The organism is Vibrio algicola, assembly GCF_009601765.2.
GTDB classification, from domain to species: domain Bacteria; phylum Pseudomonadota; class Gammaproteobacteria; order Enterobacterales; family Vibrionaceae; genus Vibrio; species Vibrio algicola.
In genome coordinates this window covers 559,618-584,138 of sequence record NZ_CP045700.1, presented here as the reverse complement: position 1 = coordinate 584,138, position 24,521 = coordinate 559,618, and the positions used below count along the sequence as shown (strand labels likewise).

Below are 24,521 nucleotides of genomic sequence, written 5' to 3'. Positions count from 1 at the left end.
ATTATCTATCAAAGTTCTATCATTTTATTATAATTTATTAATATTATAAGAAAATGATAATTTTCGCAGGGGATTTTTATACATTTTGTGACAATTACCCTTTATTTTATCATAGTTATTTGATGACAATATCAAACATTAATAAAGGCCCTCATTTTGCCCATTTAATAAGCAAGGCTATTTGAAGCCCATTGTGTAGGGTGCTATACTATTGATAATTGTATATATTTGGTTTTATCGGGCTAACTCATTGTTTATAATGAAAAATAATTAAAATTTCGCTATTGAGCTAGTTTAATCCGTATCGCAAGTTTACTGAATATCAAACACATTGTTTATATTAATTTTTGCTTGGTGCCATCTGAGAAAAGAGGCCAATAGGATCGAAAACTATTGGTACTTAAACCAAGACCTAACGAATAAGTTGAGTGATCTATGGAAAATTCTAGTCCTGCTACGAATACGACAAATATCAATGTTGAAAATGGTGAAGTTTTTGTGATTAAACCGGGCCAAGGCGCGGTGTTAATCACAGGAGATTATCAGTTACAGCCTGATGAAGTTTTATTGGTTTCCCCCGGTGCTAATGCGACAGTTTCTGGTCAAGGGCAAGTACAACACATCCATAGTAATGCACATTCAACATCTATTGTGGCTGGCGATGAAGGTCCGGTTGCAACGCCTTTAGATGAGCAAGTTCGTTTTAACGCTGAAAACGCCGCAAATGCTCAATTCTCAGAGCAAGATATTACCGCTATTCGCGAATCTATCTTAAATGGTGATGATCCTACTCAAACGATTATTGGTGCTGAGCAGCAAGCAGCACAAGAAAATGGCGCTCAACCTGATGATATTGCTGCTATTCAACAAGCTATTTTAGCAGGACAAGATCCAACTGAAGTGACAGAAGCACCTGCCGCAGGTGTAACAGCGGGTGGTTCGGCGAATGAATCTTTCGTGACCGTCGCCTATGATTATGATTCGATGTTAGCTGAAGCTGGGTATGATACCGAAGGGTTCACTCGTGAATATTATGATGAAGCAGAGCAAAAACACACGGTATTTGCCGAAGGGGGTCAAGTTCTCGATGTCGAAGTCACAGAAGGCGATCTAGATAGTGGCACCGGATATCCAACTGAAAATTCGCAATCTGCCGTGGTAGAAAGTGGCAGCAATGCACTGGATCCGAGCTCATTTTATATTCCAGATGCCGAGCTTAATCAGCTTTTAGGTGAAATGAATAGCGAAATCACCTCAGGCGGCGAGCCGGTTAACTTTGTTTACGATGCGGACATTAATACCTTTATCGGTACTCAAGATGGTGAGCCTGTTGCTTCATTTGATGTCGATTTTGTTGCATTACCTAATGGTGATATGACGGTAACCGTTACCACCACGATTGATCGCCCACTGGATCATATTGATGGTGATACTACCGGTATGGTGACCACTGATGGGGATGATATTCATATTAACTTCCCAATCTCTGGTGATGATGTTCAAGGTAACCCAATTGTTGATCCTATCATTATTAATATCGATGTATTAGATGGTAATAATGAACAATTTGGCTTCGATACCGGCACCGACATCAATGAAAGTGATGATGCTAACACTGTCATCCATGGCCAAGTACCGCTTGATCTTGGTAGTGATGAAATGGCCAGCATTGTGTTTGATCCCAATCAACCGGCGCTGGAGGATATAACCAGTAATGGTCAACCAACTGACTATACTGTTGATGGGAATGTTGCCACCGTAACGGACATCAACGGTGAGCCTGTGCTTACCGTTGAAATTCAGACTGATGGTTCTTACACCGTTGAAGTGACAGGCCCGTTAGATCAAGACGCAGATGATATTTTGCAACTGGATTTAGGCATTATCGGAACCGATGATGACGGTGATACCGCCAATGGTGATATTCATATCAATATCGCCGATGGCACCGATGCCGCCGATGTAGACACAACGATTGATATTAATGAAGGTGATTTACAGCCTGATAATGATAATGCTGGGTATCCCGTTTCCGGCTCAAGTTCTGTCACTATTACGGCTCTTGACGATAATCTCGACCCAACTACATTGCGTCTTAGCGATGATGGCAAAACCGCATTAACCGCCGAAATGGGTGAAATGACCACCAATGGTGGTGACCCAATTAACTTCAGCATGACCACCGATGCCAATGGCGTGACCACCATCTCTGGTGTGGATGGGGACGGCAATCCGGTCCTAGACATCACCATGACCCCAACATTTGATCCAGCGACTGGTAATGTAACGGTCGATACTGTTGTTAACCAATATCAACCATTGGATGACAACAACGGCACGGGTGAGAATACCGGTCTTATTACCAACATTGATGATGTGATCTCTGTTGAGTTGCCATTTGAAATCGATGACACCGATGGCGATACGTCGGATGTGACGGTACACGTCAACTTTAAAGATGGTGAAGATCCAAGCTTTGGCGCGGACACGGGCGCCAGCATCACTGAAAATGACGGCACCCAAACCGCCAATGGTTCGATTGAATTTGACCAAGGCAGTGATCAGGTAGACCAAATCGTGTTTGACACCGATCAAGCCGGTTTAGATGGGATCACCAGTAATGGTGAAGCGACGACTTATTCGGTTGATGGCAATGATTTAACCTTAGTCGACACCGACGGCAACACCGTTTTGAGTGTGACCATCGATGCGCAAGGCAACTACGTTGTCACTCAAGAGCAACCGATCGACCAAAATGATGGGGATATCACCGACATCGCATTAAACGTGCACGGCACGGATGACGATGGGGATACGGCTAACGGTACCATTAATATTCACATTACCGACGGTGACAATGCGGCCGATGTAACCGATACGGTCACTGTTGACGAAGGCGATGTGCAAACCCAGCCGAAGGCAACGAATACCCAGTGCATGGTTCAAGCTCGGTTACGATTGAGTCGCCAAGTGATAATTTGGACCCAAGCACGCTGCGCATGACCGATGCGGGCAAAACCGCATTAACCGCCGAAATGGGTGAAATGACCACCAATGGTGGTGACCCAATTAACTTCAGCATGACCACCGATGCCAATGGCGTGACCACCATCTCTGGTGTGGATGGGGACGGCAATCCGGTCCTAGACATCACCATGACCCCAACCATGGATCCGGCAACGGGCGATGTCACCGTGACCACCGATGTTAATCAATATCAACCATTGGATGACAACAACGGCACGGGTGAGAATACCGGCCTGATCACCAACATTGATGATGTGATCTCAGTCGAGTTGCCATTTGAAATCGATGACACCGATGGCGATACGTCGGATGTGACGGTACACGTCAACTTTAAAGATGGCGAAGATCCAAGCTTTGGCGCGGACACGGGCGCCAGCATCACTGAAAATGACGGCACCCAAACCGCCAATGGTTCGATTGAATTTGACCAAGGCAGTGATCACGTAGACCAAATCGTGTTTGACACCGATCAAGCCGGTTTAGATGGGATCACCAGTAATGGTGAAGCGACGACTTATTCGGTTGATGGCAATGATTTAACCTTAGTCGACACCGACGGCAACACCGTTTTGAGTGTGACCATCGATGCGCAAGGCAACTACGTTGTCACTCAAGAGCAACCGATCGACCAAAATGATGGGGATATCACCGACATCGCATTAAACGTGCACGGCACGGATGACGATGGGGATACGGCTAATGGCACCATTAATATTCACATTACCGACGGTGACAATGCGGCCGATGTAACCGATACGGTCACTGTTGACGAAGGCGATGTGCAAAACCCAGCCGAAGGCAACGAATACCCAGTGCATGGTTCAAGCTCGGTTACGATTGAGTCGCCAAGTGATAATTTGGACCCAAGCACGCTGCGCATGACCGATGCGGGCAAAACCGCATTAACCGCCGAAATGGGTGAAATGACCACCAATGGTGGTGACCCAATTAACTTCAGCATGACCACCGATGCCAATGGCGTGACCACCATCTCTGGTGTGGATGGGGCGGGTAATCCGGTCCTAGACATCACCATGACCCCAACCATGGATCCGGCAACGGGCGATGTCACCGTGACCACCGATGTTAATCAATATCAACCATTGGATGACAACAACGGCACGGGTGAGAATACCGGCCTGATCACCAACATTGATGATGTGATCTCAGTCGAGTTGCCATTTGAAATCGATGACACCGATGGCGATACGTCGGATGTGACGGTACACGTCAACTTTAAAGATGGTGAAGATCCAAGCTTTGGCATGGACACGGGCGCCAGCATCACTGAAAATGACGGCACCCAAACCGCCAATGGTTCGATTGAATTTGACCAAGGCAGTGATCACGTAGACCAAATCGTGTTTGACACCGATCAAGCCGGTTTAGATGGGATCACCAGTAATGGTGAAGCGACGACTTATTCGGTTGATGGCAATGATTTAACCTTAGTCGACACCGACGGCAACACCGTTTTGAGTGTGACCATCGATGCGCAAGGCAACTACGTTGTCACTCAAGAGCAACCGATCGACCAAAATGATGGGGATATCACCGACATCGCATTAAACGTGCACGGCACGGATGACGATGGGGATACGGCTAACGGCACCATTAATATTCACATTACCGACGGTGACAATGCGGCCGATGTAACCGATACGGTCACTGTTGACGAAGGCGATGTGCAAAACCCAGCCGAAGGCAACGAATACCCAGTGCATGGTTCAAGCTCGGTTACGATTGAGTCGCCAAGTGATAATTTGGATCCAAGCACGCTGCGCATGACCGATGCGGGCAAAACCGCATTAACCGCCGAAATGGGTGAAATGACCACCAATGGTGGTGACCCAATTAACTTCAGCATGACCACCGATGCCAATGGCGTGACCACCATCTCTGGTGTGGATGGGGACGGCAATCCGGTCCTAGACATCACCATGACCCCAACATTTGATCCAGCGACTGGTAATGTAACGGTCGATACTGTTGTTAATCAATATCAACCATTGGATGACAACAACGGCACGGGTGAGAATACCGGTCTTATTACCAACATTGATGATGTGATCTCTGTTGAGTTGCCATTTGAAATCGATGACACCGATGGCGATACGTCGGATGTGACGGTACACGTCAACTTTAAAGATGGTGAAGATCCAAGCTTTGGCGCGGACACGGGCGCCAGCATCACTGAAAATGACGGCACCCAAACCGCCAATGGTTCGATTGAATTTGACCAAGGCAGTGATCATGTAGACCAAATCGTGTTTGACACCGATCAAGCCGGTTTAGATGGGATCACCAGTAATGGTGAAGCGACGACTTATTCGGTTGATGGCAATGATTTAACCTTAGTCGACACCGACGGCAACACCGTTTTGAGTGTGACCATCGATGCGCAAGGCAACTACGTTGTCACTCAAGAGCAACCGATCGACCAAAATGATGGGGATATCACCGACATCGCATTAAACGTGCACGGCACGGATGACGATGGGGATACGGCTAACGGCACCATTAATATTCACATTACCGACGGTGACAATGCGGCCGATGTAACCGATACGGTCACTGTTGACGAAGGCGATGTGCAAAACCCAGCCGAAGGCAACGAATACCCAGTGCATGGTTCAAGCTCGGTTACGATTGAGTCGCCAAGTGATAATTTGGATCCAAGCACGCTGCGCATGACCGATGCGGGCAAAACCGCATTAACCGCCGAAATGGGTGAAATGACCACCAATGGTGGTGACCCAATTAACTTCAGCATGACCACCGATGCCAATGGCGTGACCACCATTTCTGGTGTGGATGGGGACGGCAATCCGGTCCTAGACATCACCATGACCCCAACCATGGATCCGGCAACGGGCGATGTCACCGTGACCACCGATGTTAATCAATACCAACCATTGGATGACAACAACGGCACGGGTGAGAATACCGGTCTTATTACCAACATTGATGATGTGATCTCAGTCGAGTTGCCATTTGAAATCGATGACACCGATGGCGATACGTCGGATGTGACGGTACACGTCAACTTTAAAGATGGTGAAGATCCAAGCTTTGGCGCGGACACGGGCGCCAGCATCACTGAAAATGACGGCACCCAAACCGCTAATGGTTCGATTGAATTTGACCAAGGCAGTGATCATGTAGACCAAATCGTGTTTGACACCGATCAAGCCGGTTTAGATGGGATCACCAGTAATGGTGAAGCGACGACTTATTCGGTTGATGGCAATGATTTAACCTTAGTCGACACCGACGGCAACACCGTTTTGAGTGTGACCATCGATGCGCAAGGCAACTACGTTGTCACTCAAGAGCAACCGATCGACCAAAATGATGGGGATATCACCGACATCGCATTAAACGTGCACGGCACGGATGACGATGGGGATACGGCTAACGGCACCATTAATATTCACATTACCGACGGTGACAATGCGGCCGATGTAACCGATACGGTCACTGTTGACGAAGGCGATGTGCAAAACCCAGCCGAAGGCAACGAATACCCAGTGCATGGTTCAAGCTCGGTTACGATTGAGTCGCCAAGTGATAATTTGGATCCAAGCACGCTGCGCATGACCGATGCGGGCAAAACCGCATTAACCGCCGAAATGGGTGAAATGACCACCAATGGTGGTGACCCAATTAACTTCAGCATGACCACCGATGCCAATGGCGTGACCACCATCTCTGGTGTGGATGGGGACGGCAATCCGGTCCTAGACATCACCATGACCCCAACCATGGATCCGGCAACGGGCGATGTCACCGTGACCACCGATGTTAATCAATATCAACCATTGGATGACAACAACGGCACGGGTGAGAATACCGGCCTGATCACCAACATTGATGATGTGATCTCAGTCGAGTTGCCATTTGAAATCGATGACACCGATGGCGATACGTCGGATGTGACGGTACACGTCAACTTTAAAGATGGCGAAGATCCAAGCTTTGGCGCGGACACGGGCGCCAGCATCACTGAAAATGACGGCACCCAAACCGCCAATGGTTCGATTGAATTTGACCAAGGCAGTGACCACGTCGATGCGATTGTGTTTGATGCCGACCAACCGGGTCTAGCGGGGATCACCAGCAATGGTGAAGCGACACACATTGATACCGATGCATTAGCCACCGATCCAAGTACCTTAGTCTTAGCCGATCCAGATGGAAACCCAGTATTAAGTGTGACCATTGATGCGCAAGGCAACTACGTTGTCACTCAAGAGCAACCGATCGATCAAAATGATGGCGACACGACAGATATTGCGATTAACGTGCACGGCACGGATGACGATGGCGATACGGCCAACGGCACCATTAATATTCATATTACCGACGGTGACAATGCCGCCGATGCGAGCGATACGATCAATGTTGATGAAGGCGATGTGCAAAATGCAGATGGTGAGAGCACCTATCCAGTGCATGGCTCAAGCTCGGTTACGATTGAGTCGCCAAGTGATAATTTGGACCCAAGCACGCTGCGCATGACCGATGCGGGCAAAACCGCATTAACCGCCGAAATGGGTGAAATGACCACCAATGGTGGTGACCCAATTAACTTCAGCATGACCACCGATGCCAATGGCGTGACCACCATTTCTGGTGTGGATGGGGACGGCAATCCGGTCCTAGACATCACCATGACCCCAACCATGGATCCGGCAACGGGCGATGTCACCGTGACCACCGATGTTAACCAATATCAACCATTGGATGACAACAACGGCACGGGTGAGAATACCGGCCTGATCACCAACATTGATGATGTGATCTCAGTCGAGTTGCCATTTGAAATCGATGACACCGATGGCGATACGTCGGATGTGACGGTACACGTCAACTTTAAAGATGGTGAAGATCCAAGCTTTGGCGTGGACACGGGCGCCAGCATCACTGAAAATGACGGCACCCAAACCGCCAATGGTTCGATTGAATTTGACCAAGGCAGTGATCATGTAGACCAAATCGTGTTTGACACCGAACAAGCCGGTTTAGATGGGATCACCAGTAATGGTGAAGCGACGACTTATTCGGTTGATGGCAATGATTTAACCTTAGTCGACACCGACGGCAACACCGTTTTGAGTGTGACCATCGATGCGCAAGGTAACTACGTTGTCACCCAAGAGCAACCGATCGACCAAAATGATGGGGATATCACCGACATCGCATTAAACGTGCACGGCACGGATGACGATGGGGATACGGCTAACGGCACCATTAATATTCACATTACCGACGGTGACAATGCGGCCGATGTAACCGATACGGTCACTGTTGACGAAGGCGATGTGCAAAACCCAGCCGAAGGCAACGAATACCCAGTGCATGGTTCAAGCTCGGTTACGATTGAGTCGCCAAGTGATAATTTGGATCCAAGCACGCTGCGCATGACCGATGCGGGCAAAACCGCATTAACCGCCGAAATGGGTGAAATGACCACCAATGGTGGTGACCCAATTAACTTCAGCATGACCACCGATGCCAATGGCGTGACCACCATCTCTGGTGTGGATGGGGCGGGTAATCCGGTCCTAGACATCACCATGACCCCAACATTTGATCCAGCGACTGGTAATGTAACGGTCGATACTGTTGTTAATCAATATCAACCATTGGATGACAACAACGGCACGGGTGAGAATACCGGCCTTATTACCAACATTGATGATGTGATCTCTGTTGAGTTGCCATTTGAAATCGATGACACCGATGGCGATACGTCGGATGTGACGGTACACGTCAACTTTAAAGATGGTGAAGATCCAAGCTTTGGCGCGGACACGGGCGCCAGCATCACTGAAAATGACGGCACCCAAACCGCCAATGGTTCGATTGAATTTGACCAAGGCAGTGATCATGTAGACCAAATCGTGTTTGACACCGAACAAGCCGGTTTAGATGGGATCACCAGTAATGGTGAAGCGACGACTTATTCGGTTGATGGCAATGATTTAACCTTAGTCGACACCGACGGCAACACCGTTTTGAGTGTGACCATCGATGCGCAAGGCAACTACGTTGTCACTCAAGAGCAACCGATCGACCAAAATGATGGGGATATCACCGACATCGCATTAAACGTGCACGGCACGGATGACGATGGGGATACGGCTAACGGCACCATTAATATTCACATTACCGACGGTGACAATGCGGCCGATGTAACCGATACGATCAATGTTGATGAAGGCGATGTGCAAAATGCAGATGGTGAGAGCACCTATCCAGTGCATGGCTCAAGCTCGGTTACGATTGAGTCGCCAAGTGATAATTTGGACCCAAGCACGCTGCGCATGACCGATGCGGGCAAAACCGCATTAACCGCCGAAATGGGTGAAATGACCACCAATGGTGGGGATCCAATTAACTTCAGCATGACCACCGATGCCAATGGCGTGACCACCATCTCTGGTGTGGATGGGGACGGCAATCCGGTCCTAGACATCACCATGACCCCAACCATGGATCCGGCAACGGGCGATGTCACCGTGACCACCGATGTTAATCAATACCAACCATTGGATGACAACAACGGCACGGGTGAGAATACCGGTCTTATTACCAACATTGATGATGTGATCTCAGTCGAGTTGCCATTTGAAATCGATGACACCGATGGCGATACGTCGGATGTGACAGTACACGTCAACTTTAAAGATGGCGAAGATCCAACCTTCACCGGCACTACCGATATTGATATCACTGAAACTGATAATAAAGATGGTCCAACTGTCACAACGGGCGATATTGATCTTGATAAAGGCAGTGATGAAATCAAAGAAATTGGCTTTGACCCAGACCAATCCGATTCTGGTTTAGGTGATATTACGGTTAATGGTGGTCAACCGACAGAATATACCGTTGATGGTGACACTATTAGTGTGACGGACATGGATGGAAATGACGTTCTTTCTATCACGCTAAATACCGATGGTACTTACACATTCATTCAATCTGAACCTATCGATCAAGATAAAGGCGATGTGAATCTAGATCTAAACGTTTACGCTATTGATGATGATGGCGATAAAGCAAATGGCGACATTAATATTGTTATTCACGATAGCGATAGTAACGATACTTCAGATACGGTTGTTATTACCGAAGGTGATTTAGAGAATGGCGACAATTATCCTGTAAGTGGTTCATCTAGCGTTGTGGTTGATTCATCAAGTGATGACCTTGATCCTAGTACGTTAGCGGTTGATCCTGCAGCGCTTGATGATTTGATGGGTGACCTTGATCAATTGACCAGTGATGGTCAGGCATTGGTGTTCACCATGACGATTAATGCTGATGGTTCCGTTGATATTTCAGGTGGCTTCCCAGGTTCAGGCGACAGTCTTTTAGACATCAATATGCAACCAGTACTGGATGCAGATGGCAATGTGACCTTAACCACAACCGTCACTCAAAATGGCCCATTAGATCACATTGATTTCTCTAGTGACTACATCACAGCTAATGGCGATCAAATCAGTATCGATGTTCCTATGGTGATTGATGATACCGATGGCACAGAAACTAAAATTGATATCACGGTAAACATCGAAGATGGGCAAGATCCAAGCTTTGGCGTGGACACGGGCGCCAGCATCACTGAAAATGACGGCACCCAAACCGCCAATGGTTCGATTGAATTTGACCAAGGCAGTGATCATGTAGACCAAATCGTGTTTGACACCGATCAAGCCGGTTTAGATGGGATCACCAGTAATGGTGAAGCGACGACTTATTCGGTTGATGGCAATGATTTAACCTTAGTCGACACCGACGGCAACACCGTTTTGAGTGTGACCATCGATGCGCAAGGCAACTACGTTGTCACTCAAGAGCAACCGATCGACCAAAATGATGGGGATATCACCGACATCGCATTAAACGTGCACGGCACGGATGACGATGGGGATACGGCTAACGGCACCATTAATATTCACATTACCGACGGTGACAATGCGGCCGATGTAACCGATACGGTCACTGTTGACGAAGGCGATGTGCAAAACCCAGCCGAAGGCAACGAATACCCAGTGCATGGTTCAAGCTCGGTTACGATTGAGTCGCCAAGTGATAATTTGGATCCAAGCACGCTGCGCATGACCAATGCGGGCAAAACCGCATTAACCGCCGAAATGGGTGAAATGACCACCAATGGTGGTGACCCAATTAACTTCAGCATGACCACCGATGCCAATGGCGTGACCACCATCTCTGGTGTGGATGGGGACGGCAATCCGGTCCTAGACATCACCATGACCCCAACATTTGATCCAGCGACTGGTAATGTAACGGTCGATACTGTTGTTAATCAATATCAACCATTGGATGACAACAACGGCACGGGTGAGAATACCGGTCTTATTACCAACATTGATGATGTGATCTCTGTTGAGTTGCCATTTGAAATCGATGACACCGATGGCGATACGTCGGATGTGACGGTACACGTCAACTTTAAAGATGGTGAAGATCCAAGCTTTGGCGCGGACACGGGCGCCAGCATCACTGAAAATGACGGCACCCAAACCGCCAATGGTTCGATTGAATTTGACCAAGGCAGTGATCACGTAGACCAAATCGTGTTTGACACCGATCAAGCCGGTTTAGATGGGATCACCAGTAATGGTGAAGCGACGACTTATTCGGTTGATGGCAATGATTTAACCTTAGTCGACACCGACGGCAACACCGTTTTGAGTGTGACCATCGATGCGCAAGGCAACTACGTTGTCACTCAAGAGCAACCGATCGACCAAAATGATGGGGATATCACCGACATCGCATTAAACGTGCACGGCACGGATGACGATGGGGATACGGCTAACGGTACCATTAATATTCACATTACCGACGGTGACAATGCGGCCGATGTAACCGATACGGTCACTGTTGACGAAGGCGATGTGCAAAACCCAGCCGAAGGCAACGAATACCCAGTGCATGGTTCAAGCTCGGTTACGATTGAGTCGCCAAGTGATAATTTGGATCCAAGCACGCTGCGCATGACCGATGCGGGCAAAACCGCATTAACCGCCGAAATGGGTGAAATGACCACCAATGGTGGTGACCCAATTAACTTCAGCATGACCACCGATGCCAATGGCGTGACCACCATCTCTGGTGTGGATGGGGACGGCAATCCGGTCCTAGACATCACCATGACCCCAACATTTGATCCAGCGACTGGTAATGTAACGGTCGATACTGTTGTTAATCAATATCAACCATTGGATGACAACAACGGCACGGGTGAGAATACCGGCCTGATCACCAACATTGATGATGTGATCTCAGTCGAGTTGCCATTTGAAATCGATGACACCGATGGCGATACGTCGGATGTGACAGTACACGTCAACTTTAAAGATGGCGAAGATCCAACCTTCACCGGCACTACCGATATTGATATCACTGAAACTGATAATAAAGATGGTCCAACTGTCACAACGGGCGATATTGAGCTTGATAAAGGCAGTGATGAAATCAAAGAAATTGGCTTTGACCCAGACCAATCCGATTCTGGTTTAGGTGATATTACGGTTAATGGTGGTCAACCGACAGAATATACCGTTGATGGTGACACTATTAGTGTGACGGACATGGATGGAAATGACGTTCTTTCTATCACGCTAAATACCGATGGTACTTACACATTCACTCAATCTGAACCTATCGATCAAGATAAAGGCGATGTGAATCTAGATCTAAACGTTTACGCTATTGATGATGATGGCGATAAAGCAAATGGCGACATTAATATTGTTATTCACGATAGCGATAGCAACGATACTTCAGATACGGTTGTTATTACCGAAGGTGATTTAGAGAATGGCGACAATTATCCTGTAAGTGGTTCATCTAGCGTTGTGGTTGATTCATCAAGTGATGACCTTGATCCTAGTACGTTAGCGGTTGATCCTGCAGCGCTTGATGATTTGATGGGTGACCTTGATCAATTGACCAGTGATGGTCAGGCATTGGTGTTCACCATGACGATTAATGCTGATGGTTCCGTTGATATTTCAGGTGGCTTCCCAGGTTCAGGCGACAGTATTTTAGACATCAATATGCAACCAGTACTGGATGCAGATGGCAATGTGACCTTAACCACAACCGTCACTCAAAATGGCCCATTAGATCACATTGATTTCTCTAGTGACTACATCACAGCTAATGGCGATCAAATCAGTATCGATGTTCCTATGGTGATTGATGATACCGATGGCACAGAAACTAAAATTGATATCACGGTAAACATCGAAGATGGGCAAGATCCAAGTTTTGGGGATGACTCAGGAGTGGACCTTTCTGATGACGGTAAAATATTCGGCGTCGATTTTGGCTCTGGAAAAATCGATGTTGATACTGGTAGTGATGAAGTAAAAGATGTTCGCTTTGGGCAAGACCAATCTCAATTAGATGATGTCACCAGTAATGGTCAACCAACGACAGTGAATGTTTCTGAAGATGGCACTTGGCTTTCGATCACCAATGATGTCACGGGTCTGCCTGTGATGATCCTGACCATTGATGATAATGGTCAATATAATGTTGTTCAAACCCAACCGATTGATCAGGATAATAGTGAACTTTCAAACCTAGATTTCAATGTCGAAGTGGAAGATGCCGATGGAGATATTGGTAAAGGTACCATCACGGTTCGTGATACTGATGGTGGTAATGCGACTGGTGGTGGTGAGATTGATATCCATACTACTGAAGGTGATTTAACCCCTGATGGTGGTAGCGATAATAGTAATGGTGATGGTTATCCTGTTCATGGTGAAGGATCACCTGTTGTTCTGGAACCGGGAGTGGATGACTTTGATCCAAGTACGGTGCAAATTGATCCTAATTCACTGGATGATCTTATTACTGAATTAGATGCAGAAATTACTACCGCGGGTGGAGAGGCTGTCACTTTTAGCTTTAATCCTGAGACCGGTGTGTTACAAGGCGTCGATAGTAATAATGACCCCGTTCTAGATATTAGCTTAAATGCGGTGCCGACAGATGATGGTGGTGTCTCTATTACCGTCAGTATGGACCAGTTCCAACCAATCGATCACAGCGGTGTCGATGATTCTGGTATGGTGCAATATGATGAAAATAGCGACACGATTACCATCGATTTCCCTATTCAAATCCAAGATACCGACGGTGACTTCTTAGATAACCCGATTGATTTCCACGCTTCAATTACCGATGGGGATGATCCTTTCATTATCAGCGCCGATTCAATTACGGTTGATGAAAGTGCGACGGCAGATGGTTCACACACCGATGTCACGCCAGATGATGGACTGGATCCAACATCAAGCACAACCGGGCAGATCACTGTCGATTCAGGCAGTGATGGGGTCACTCATTTTGCTATCGATGTTAATGCCTTTAATAATCAAAATACCATCACATCGGGTGGAGATAACGTCACACTTGTTGATAATGGAGATGGCACATTCTCTGGTGTCACGGATAACGGTGGTGATGAAGTATTTAATATTAGCTTCTCCGAGGATGGAACTTATACCTTCACTGTGGATGGTGCTATCGATGATCCACTAAACGATGCAACCGGTGGTACATCGGTTTCGATTGATATTCCTATCTATGGTATTGATGATGATGGTGATAAGAGTAATACCATTAATGCTAACGTTACCATTAACGATGATGTTCCAGTCGCGCAAGATGTGACTAAAACGGTAACCGAAGGCGATCAGCTAACTGACATGGGTAATATTATTGCCAGCCAAGGTAATGATGGTGCTAGCGTTACAGGAATTGTGGTTGATGGAGAAGTTGTTGCATTGGACACATTGCCGACCGTTGAAGGTCAAGATGGCAATACTTATTACCAATATGATGTCAGCAGTGATGATGCTTCAAATCAAGATCTAGGTCAGTTATATATCTCAGCTGATGGCGAGGTGTATTTTAAAGCCAATCCCGAGCTTGTTCATAGTGGTCAAGATTTGAGTGATAAAATCACCTTTGTTATTACCGATGGTGATGGCGATACCGATACTTCCGATGTCACGATTAATGTGAAAGATGACGGTATTACCATCAATACCAATGATACCAATGATAGCAGTGGTCAAGAACAAGACGGTAATCACACTACTGATCCAAACGATAATGTTGACCCTAACCATAATGTTGATGGTATTCCGGTTAATATGAGTATCGATGTGGGTGATATCGATGAACATGAATCCCTTACCCAAGTTACGATTACACCAGAAGGTGAAGCGCATGGTGTATTTGAATATAACGGCGACCCGATCCCAATTAATGCTGATGGATCTGTAACCATTCCAGGCGATGCCTTTACCTTAGTGGATAATGGAGATGGTACTGCCACTTATGAGATGAGTGGCATTACCTTTGTACCAGATGATGATTTCTCAACCAATAATGTTGACTTGCAATTTGATGTGAACGCTATTGTTAATGATGATGCTGGTACTCATAGCAGCGATGCTACCTTTAGCATTACCGTTGATGGGATTGCCGATACCCCAACATGGAATGAGGATACAGGTACCTATATTGTCGCCAATGAGGATGATGACTCTATTCATGTCCCTGTTGAATTTGATTCAAATGATAGTGATGGATCAGAAAGTCTGATGTATCACGTTAGAATTGAACCTGATGAAAATGGTGATACCCACGGTACGATTGTCGATGGTATTCCTGGAATTGAAGGTCCAGATGAAAACGGTTACTACGATATTCCTGCTGATAGTATTGACCAGTTGGCGATTAAGCCAGATGCAAACTATTCTGGTGATATTAAGTTGGATATCTACGCCACCAGTACCGAAAGCGGGAATGTGGTCGATGGTAAAGGTACCGCGGACTCTGATCACCAAGAAATAGTGATCAATGTTGATCCGGTTGCCGATGATATGACCATTCATGCTGATGCTAATATCAAAGACAACGAAGATACTGCAATTCATTTAGCTGATGTGATCACAGCTAATCCATCTGCAGATACTGATGGTTCTGAAACCTACTTTGTACAACTTTCTGGTTTACCAGACGGCGCAGTAGTTATGGTTAATGGGGAACCAGTTAGCCCGGATGAAAATGGTGTCTATAATATCAATGTCGATGATTTAGATAATGCTGACTTGATCCCACCACCACAAAGCAATGTTGATTTCACGTTTAGCTACAACGGTCTAGTAGTAGATACCGCAACTGGAACTGATGCTGATGGTAATCCTATTTCTGGTGATGACACCAAGGTTATCAACGGTGGTGATATTAATGTTGATATGCATGGTGAAGCTGATGACCCTGTAGTGGTTCTGCCTGATGATAGTGCTTGGGATGTAAGCGATCCTATTGATGGTAGGACGGCGATCACGACCACTATTGGTGAAGATGGCACGGCAACAATCGACTTTAGCTTTAGCTCTGGCGAATACGATCCAAATAACCCTGACGGTGGTGTGGACCCAGATAGTGATACATCAGAGACGTTAACCTTTGGTGTGGGAGACATCCCTGATGGTGTGACTTTCTCGGATGCGGATGGCAATCCACTTCATCCAGTGCTGGTGAGTGCCAATCCGGATATTTACCAACTCGATGTTGATGATCTTAAAGGTCTGCAAATTCATCTACCAGAAAATAGTTCTGAAGATATTACCATTCCGGTACGAATTGTCATGACCGAGAATGATGGCGACTCTACCTCTATTGATTACGATATAGTAGTGAAGGTTAACCCTGAAGTTGATGGTGTTGGTACCAACGATGATGGCTCTTTGAAGGATTACGATACGGCCACTAGTACCGGCTATGAGGATAATCTGGTTAAATTAAACTGGGATCCAACTTCACAATTAGTTGATGACAGTGAAAAAGTGACAGGATTAACCATTAATGGTTTCCCTCCTGGTTACTCTATTGTAATTGATGGGGAAGAGATTCAACCTGATGTGAATGGTTCAATTACCTTAACCTCTGATCAATTAGCAGAAGCGATGATTGACACCGATGGTAATGGCGATGGTATTTATTTAAAAATGCCAGAAGATTCGGATGTGGATATTCACTTAACCACCGATGTGACTATTTCGGATCAAGAAGCGGATGATCCGAATGCAGCAACCAATGTTATTCATGGTGATATTGATGTTGATGTTGATTCTGTGGTCGAAGGTGACGGTCATCTTGAAGTCGATGATAGCGATGGTAATGCGATCACCGATCAAGATGGTGATGGCAAGGCTGATATCTACGAAGACTCAGATACCAGCAATGAGATTCATCTTACTACCAATGAGCTGAACGGTGGCAGTGATAGCATTAATTGGATCAATGATGATGGTTCGAGTACCGAAGACGTCACCAAAGTCATCATTAAATTTAATGGTGTTGATGTCGATGCCAATGGTAACAGTATTGTTTATGATGATAATGGAAAAGCCTATGATGTGAGCGATTTTTACATTCCAGGCGCGACCAATAATGGTGATGGTAGTTTTACTATTACCCAAGATTCCATCGATGACATCGTGATTAAAGCACCACCTGGGTTTGATGGTTCAATTGATATTACTATCTCAGCAGAAGTTGTCGATCATGGTGATAATAATGAAGGTGACACCAGCAAGATAGTGACCGAGGATTCTGATATTACTCTGCATTTCAATGGTATTGATGATGGTGGTGGTGATTCGGATAAAGCCGCAGATATAGTGATTACCGATGCCACAGGAAGTGGAGTTGAAGATGGCACTGTCAATCTTGGTGATTTAATTTCAGGCAATGTTGTCATTAACACCAGCGATAATGATGGTGATGGCAAAGGTGATCAAACCAATGACACCTTCTCAATCGCAATCGATGCTGACGATTTACCGGATGGTGCCGTCATTAATGGTATGACCTATAATGAATCGACTGGGCAATATGTATTCTCAGTGACACCAGATGCCGATGGTAATGTCGATCTCAGTGGTATTACTATGGATCTACCACCAGATTACGCGGGTAAGATTGATTTCCCAATTGTTATTACGGAAACCGATAATGACTCAGGTGATACCAACTCCGGCACCATGAATATTGATATTGATGTGACGCCAGTAGCCGACGACCCAGTGATCACTATTGATGGGACTGGAGATGAAGACAGCATTATTACACTTGATCTGAATGCTGCATTTGGTGATCAAAATAATGATGGTCCAGATAATGGTGGTCAGGAGTCTTTTGGTGATTTCACCTTAACGGTCGATCCTGATCAAGGTCAATTTGTTGATGCTAATGGTAACCCGATTGGTAATGAAGATGGTTCTATTACCATCTCAGATATTGATCAACCAATTTACTTTAAACCTGCAGATGACTTTAGTGGTAAGGTCGATGTAAACATTAAAACCGATGTGACCGATGATGCCAGCACTGGTTCAGATACTAAGCAAATTGATACTGATGTGAGTTTTGATGTTATCGCCGTTAATGATGGTGTAGACGTTGATGGCACCGATAATATTCATGGTGATGAAGATGGCAATATTCCGCTAGATTCCATTACGGGTGATCTTATCGATACAGATGGCTCTGAGCATATTGTTTCCATCAGTATTTCAGATTTACCTCCTGGTTTTACAGTTGAAGGCGGGGCCAATTTAAGTGATGGTGTTTGGACTCTGACTAACGTACAAACCAATGAAGATGGCAGCTTTGAGTTATCAGGATACTCGATTAATCCGCCTGATGATTTCAGTGGTGATGTGACCATTACATTGAAAGTCTTTACTCAAGAAGATTCTCTAGATGAACCAGCAGAAAATGATATCCCGATCACTTTCCATGTTGATCCACACGCGGATGCCGTGAATACCAATGTGGTAACCGAAGCATCAGGTGAGGAAAATGGCGATATTGTGCTGCACTTTAATGCGCATGATGTGGATGATGCTGCAACGGGTGGTAGTGATTCGAATGTAAATGAAGATGCGCCAGAGCAAGTTCAGATTACCATTTCGAATGTACCAGAAGGAGCAACGTTTGCTTTTCCTGAGGGAGAATCAGGTAGCATTACAACTAACCCAGATGGCAGTGTTACCATTATTTCTGATACCTCGGATTTAGATAGTATTATATTTAATCCAGGTGATGCCAACTCCGATAATTGGGATGGACAGTTAAACTATGTCATCCAAGGTAATGATAATGGCGTGACTGACGGTCCGACCACCAATGGTACGATTAACGTTGATGTAACACCTGAAAATGACGCAGCAGAAATATCAGCCCCAGATTCAGTTGATGCCGATAATGCCGATGGTGTGACCACGATTACTGGCATACAGATCAGTGATATTGATGCAGATGAAGGAAAAGGAGACTTTACCGTTGAGCTAAAAGCGGAGAATGGAACCTTATCTCTGCCTGAAGGCACCGATACTTCTGGGATAAATATTACAGTTGAAGATGACGGAACTTACAAAGTCACGGGATCATTGGATGATATTAATGCAGTGCTAGCAGGCGGAGTAAACTACACGCCAAATGATGGCTTTAGTGGTGATGATAAGATTGATATCAAGACAACCGATAATGGTGACGCAGATGGTAATAACCAACTCGTGACTAACGGTACTATTGATATTAATGATGTTGTGGCACCGGATGTATTTGAAAGCCAGCAGTCTGCACCTGCAGCGCCAGCGAGTATTCCACAAGCGGCAAGTTTAGGGGCTGATTTACGTAATGTATTGAACTCATCACAACAAGTGAGTGCAGCTAATGCGTCAACCATAATGCCACTAGCGGCGTTATTACTGACAGCAGCCGTGGCGGCGCAAGATGGTGAGACTCTGACTCTTGGGCATATGCAAGGTGCACAAGTGGTTGATGCGGATAATCAACCTTTAGGTAGTGTACAAGCTGATGGCTCAGTTGAATTAACCGCTGATCAAGTGGCGATTGCATATGTACAGCATTTAGAGTCTGGCACCACGCCAAGCTTTAGTGTTACCACCAAAGATGCCGACAACCGTGTGGTGAGTGAACATAAAGTCGAAGCAGGCTTTACCACCTCTGGTTCAACTGCTGGTGAGAATGTGGTTCATCATGCTGCTGATCATGTAAATCATGCTGATGCCGCCAACAATGTTGCCGATGAACATGCTCAACTGGCGGCAGTCGGTGAGGCTCTACATGCAGCAGAAGGGCACGATGCCGCGGCATTGTTAGCCGCCAACCCTGATGTAGCCGAAACGCTACATGAGCAAGCAACCGATGGTGTTCATGCATTAACCGATGACTTACATGCGATTGTCGATCAAGCGACAGCGTTAGATAATAATAGTATGTCGACAGATGCAGAACAGCATTTGCAACCAGGTATGGAGCATGACAACACGCTCAGTACCTTGACAGATGATGCCCATACTAATCCAGACTTAGCACCTGCATTTGATGAGCACAGTTCTGATAACACCTTAGATGCTCAAGCAGATAATGATCAGCATGATATATTCGCCACCGATAGTGACGATGATTCACATTCGGCAGACACCATGTTGCCTGAAGGATTATTTGATATTCACGATATTGCCAGTGACATTGGTGAACATCATGCTCTAGCCGATTTAGCCAGTGACGGTGGATTGTTTGGTGAGGAGAATGAGGATGGATTGTTAGGTGAATCGCATGATGGAGGTCTGTTTAATGATTCATCAGACGGTGGTTTATTTGGCGAATCGACTGAAGGCGGTTTATTTAGTGATGCTGCTGACCATGGTTTGTACGGTGATATCGCCGCTTCAGGAGATGGCGATGCACATGATGGCGTGATGTCGAATGAGCATGCTAACCTTGATATGTCTGATTTGTTTAATCAAGATGGCAGTGAAAGCCATGATGATATGGATAAATTATTAGGTGATGCAGCCCCATCAGAAGCGTCTGATATAGGCAAAGCAACGGAAGCCAGCAGTGATGATTTGGCTTCAACTCAGCACCTTGATCATGCAAATGTCTCTGGTTTTGACTTAGACGTTTCAGGTGTTGAAGATACTAGCTCAGCCGGTCATATCATTAATGATCTGTTCAATTCAAGTAACTTTAACCCTGACTCTTAATCGTCATTGAGCTTGTCGAATAAGTGTTAATTAATAAAAACCAGCACTGAGAGGTGCTGGTTTTTTTATTTATAGAGCATACGGTTTTGACTCACTCTGATGCAATGTATTAAGTTATTTATTAATGCTGGGGGAGTGCGGTAATTGGCCTAATTCATTTAGCATAGTGTCGAGTCGGTTAAAGATACGTTCACCATCCATGCCTAAGCCGTTATGTTCATATTCATTGGTCATCCAAGCTTTACTGTTAGGTATGTTGCTTAAGGTATGACGAGAGTAGTCAAATTCAACATACATATCATCGACATAAACTGCGCAAGCGATAGGAACAGTATTGTTTGCGAGAACATCTGGTTTATACAATGCTGGCCAATCGGATTTTTCTGCTAATAATTGCGCGGCTTGTTTGAGTGCTTTTAAGCAGATGAGTTGCTCAAACATCCAAGGGAATACCATTTCTCCAGTAAATAAAAATGGCTGTCCCTTTTGGTAATTAAACTCTGGATATTGTTGACGCATGCGATGAGCTGACCACAAAGATGCGGTGTCGCCATTGTCGTTTTGAGCAGTGGGTTGGCAGTAGATTGATTCATGCAAAATAGCATAAATAGGATTGGTTTGATGGGCTTGTTCATTTAGCATCGCATTTAAAAAGTCATAGCTAAGTTCAAGCTTTCCATCTAACTCGACAAAAGCACGTTCGAGTAAATAATACATTGGCAGTACGGCGTGACCTCGACCGAAATTAATGCCGATCAATTGGAATTGCTCAACGGTAAAATGCTGACCGTTAGGGAGTGTGACATGATGCTCGAGGAGGTGATTTGCGATACGCTGGCACAATAATTGAGCCTGTGGAAATTGCTCAAAGAAAGCGTGATTTTTTTGTTTTACTCTTGCATAGGTTGCTTGGTAAACACTGTCTGCATGTTGAGTAATAGAAGGTATTCCTCCGGTGATATGTGAGCGACTGAGACTGTGTGGAAATAATGAAAGATAAGTGAGAGAGCAAAACCCACCAAAACTCTGCCCTAGTATTGCCCATTGTTTAATTTTGAATTTTTCTCGAATCGCTTCGGCATCCCTCACAATATTATCGGCGCGAAAATGGCTTAAATATTCACATTGTTGTTGAGCGGTTTTATCTGCCCAATGTGACTGAGTAAATGTTTGATGGGTTAATGGCGTGCTTAGCCCTGTGCCACGTTGATCAAGTAATAACACTCGATATTGTTGCAGTGCCGCTTTTAACCAGCCCGATTGACCACTGGTGCGAGGAGAAGCAAAGCCAGGACCACCTTGAAAATACACCAGCCAAGGTAAATCTTGATGCTGCTTATCTACTAATACCAATTCGCGTGCATAAACTTGAATGGTTTCATCCGGTGTTACAGATGCCGCTTCTGATGCTTGTTCTTGTAAGTATTGTTGGGGTTGATAGCAAAGCGGTAGGGTGAATACATGTGGGGTATAAACAACACCTTGATCGATAAATGGCATTAAAATTTCAGACGGTAAATGCACGATGAGTTCCTTTGATGGCAAGTAATGAGTCATCTACAATATCAAACCTGCTCAAATGTTTCTGGTGTTACTTTACGCGAGAGAGTATTTATAATTTATGGTAGATTTACTTTCTTGCTCATCAACGCACTTAATTTAGTAGGTTCCTATGTCATCACTGCGATTGCTTTTTTCAACATCAACTGACCCGTTATTTAACTTAGCAGTGGAAGATGCGATTTTTCGTTCCATGTCAGCCACACAAAAGGTGCTATTTTTGTGGCGTAATGATAATACGGTGGTGATTGGGCGGGCGCAAAATCCGTGGAAAGAATGTAATACTCAACGGATGGAAGAAGATGGCATTACCCTTGCGAGACGTCAAAGTGGTGGTGGCGCCGTGTTTCATGATCTCGGTAACAGCAATTTTACCTTTATGGCGGGTAAACCGGAATACGATAAGAGTATCTCAACTCAAATCGTATTAGATGCTTTAACTCAACTTGGCATTCAAGGCAAAGCAACAGGGCGAAATGATTTAGTGGTGGATACTGAACAAGGTGTGCGCAAGTTCTCAGGCTCTGCTTACCGTGAAACCCTTGATCGTGGCTTTCATCATGGCACTATTTTATTAAATGCCGATATGAGCCGTTTAGCTAATTATCTCAATCCAGATCCTAAAAAACTGCAAGCCAAAGGCATTACTTCTGTGCGTTCTCGAGTGATCAACTTGCAACAAATTAATGATAGCGTAACCCATGACGCATTATGTCATGCACTCACTCAAGCGTTTTTTGCCTATTACGGTGAAACGGTCGAGCCAGAATTTATTTCACCTGAGGCGATGCCAGATCTGCCTAACTTTACCGCCACGTACGAGAAACAAAAAGATTGGCATTGGAATTTTGGTAATACCCCTGAGTTTACTCACCATATTGACGAAAGGTTTACGTGGGGTGGGGTAGAATTACATTTCAATATTAAAAAAGCGCATATCGACGAAGTGCAAATTTTTAGTGATAGCTTAGATCCTGCGCCATTAGAAGCATTGCAGGTGGCATTGCATGGTCAGTTGTACAATGCACAAGGCATCAATGCGGCGATTGATTATGTCGATAACAAATATCCCACTAATCATGCAGAAATGGAGCAAGTGCGACAATGGTTGTTAATTCAACTGGCGTAATATGTTGAGAGGGTGATTGGCGGTGGTGATGCTCTTCTCGGGGGTAATAATGGGGGGAGCAGGGGGCATATTTTCAACCTCACTGCCCATATATCGTCATCACGCTGAATGTGAAAATGCCGTTAACACAATGGAGTTAGCTATTTTTCAATAAGTTAGTTCGTAACATTGAATTATTTTTAAGTTTTTTTTAAATAACTATGTACATTTGAGATGAAGAGAGTATTATAAACCTCGCTGCAAAGAGTTATTATGTAAAGTAAAAGTAGATTCATTAGATACATCTTCGTAACTGTTTTTGTTCTCTGTGTTCCCTTAGCTTCAAATTAATAACATGCTTTAAAGCACACCGTAATGTTACGGTATTCTCATAAACTGCATGTAATGCATAAAATATAAGGGACATAATATGTCTAAAACAACTGGTATCGTTAAATGGTTTAACGAAGAGAAAGGTTTCGGCTTCATTACTCAAGACAACGGCGGCGCTGATGTATTCGTACATTTCCGTGCAATCGCTTCTGACGGTTTCAAAACTCTTGCTGAAGGCCAAAAAGTGTCTTTTGAAGTAGAACAAGGCCAAAAAGGTCTTCAAGCTGCGAACGTTGTTCCTGCTTAATAAATTGATTTTTTAGCTGTTAGTTTAC

5 protein-coding genes are annotated in these 24,521 nt (G+C 45.3%); 4 read left to right on the top strand and 1 reads right to left on the bottom strand.

Going from position 1 to position 24,521, the window contains the following annotated elements:
- Positions 1-435 precede the first annotated feature (435 nt).
- Positions 436-3,003 carry a retention module-containing protein gene (locus GFB47_RS14295; protein ID WP_153448707.1) on the top strand — a complete coding sequence of 856 codons (2,568 nt, stop codon included), beginning with the start codon at positions 436-438 and terminating at the stop codon, positions 3,001-3,003.
- Complete coding sequence (locus GFB47_RS14290; RefSeq protein WP_153448706.1) at positions 2,934-21,185, top strand: T1SS-143 repeat domain-containing protein; 18,252 nt, start codon at positions 2,934-2,936, stop codon at positions 21,183-21,185. Before GFB47_RS14295 ends, GFB47_RS14290 begins: the two co-directional genes overlap by 70 nt.
- A 114-nt stretch (positions 21,186-21,299) precedes the next feature.
- Here the strand turns inward: GFB47_RS14290 and GFB47_RS14285 are convergent, their stop codons facing one another.
- On the bottom strand, positions 21,300-22,685 hold the full coding sequence (locus GFB47_RS14285; protein WP_407701712.1) for an alpha/beta fold hydrolase: 1,386 nt from the start codon (positions 22,683-22,685) through the stop codon (positions 21,300-21,302).
- A gap of 172 nt (positions 22,686-22,857) precedes the next feature.
- On the opposite strand from GFB47_RS14285, the gene GFB47_RS14280 reads away from it, so the two are divergent.
- Positions 22,858-23,874: a lipoate--protein ligase gene (locus tag GFB47_RS14280; RefSeq protein WP_153448705.1), complete on the top strand. Its 1,017-nt coding sequence runs from the start codon at positions 22,858-22,860 to the stop codon at positions 23,872-23,874.
- A 409-nt stretch (positions 23,875-24,283) separates the two neighbouring features.
- The gene (cspE, locus tag GFB47_RS14275) at positions 24,284-24,493 is read left to right on the top strand and encodes a transcription antiterminator/RNA stability regulator CspE (RefSeq protein ID WP_153448704.1); all 210 of its coding nucleotides are present in this window, start codon (positions 24,284-24,286) and stop codon (positions 24,491-24,493) included.
- Positions 24,494-24,521: the final 28 nt, after the last annotated feature.

Coding starts and splice junctions, on each gene's coding strand:
- GFB47_RS14285 (WP_407701712.1), bottom strand. CDS start 22,685: ATGCCATTTATCGATCAAGGTGTTGTTTATACCCCACATGTATTCACC.
- cspE (WP_153448704.1), top strand. CDS start 24,284: ATGTCTAAAACAACTGGTATCGTTAAATGGTTTAACGAAGAGAAAGGT.
- GFB47_RS14280 (WP_153448705.1), top strand. CDS start 22,858: ATGTCATCACTGCGATTGCTTTTTTCAACATCAACTGACCCGTTATTT.
- GFB47_RS14295 (WP_153448707.1), top strand. CDS start 436: ATGGAAAATTCTAGTCCTGCTACGAATACGACAAATATCAATGTTGAA.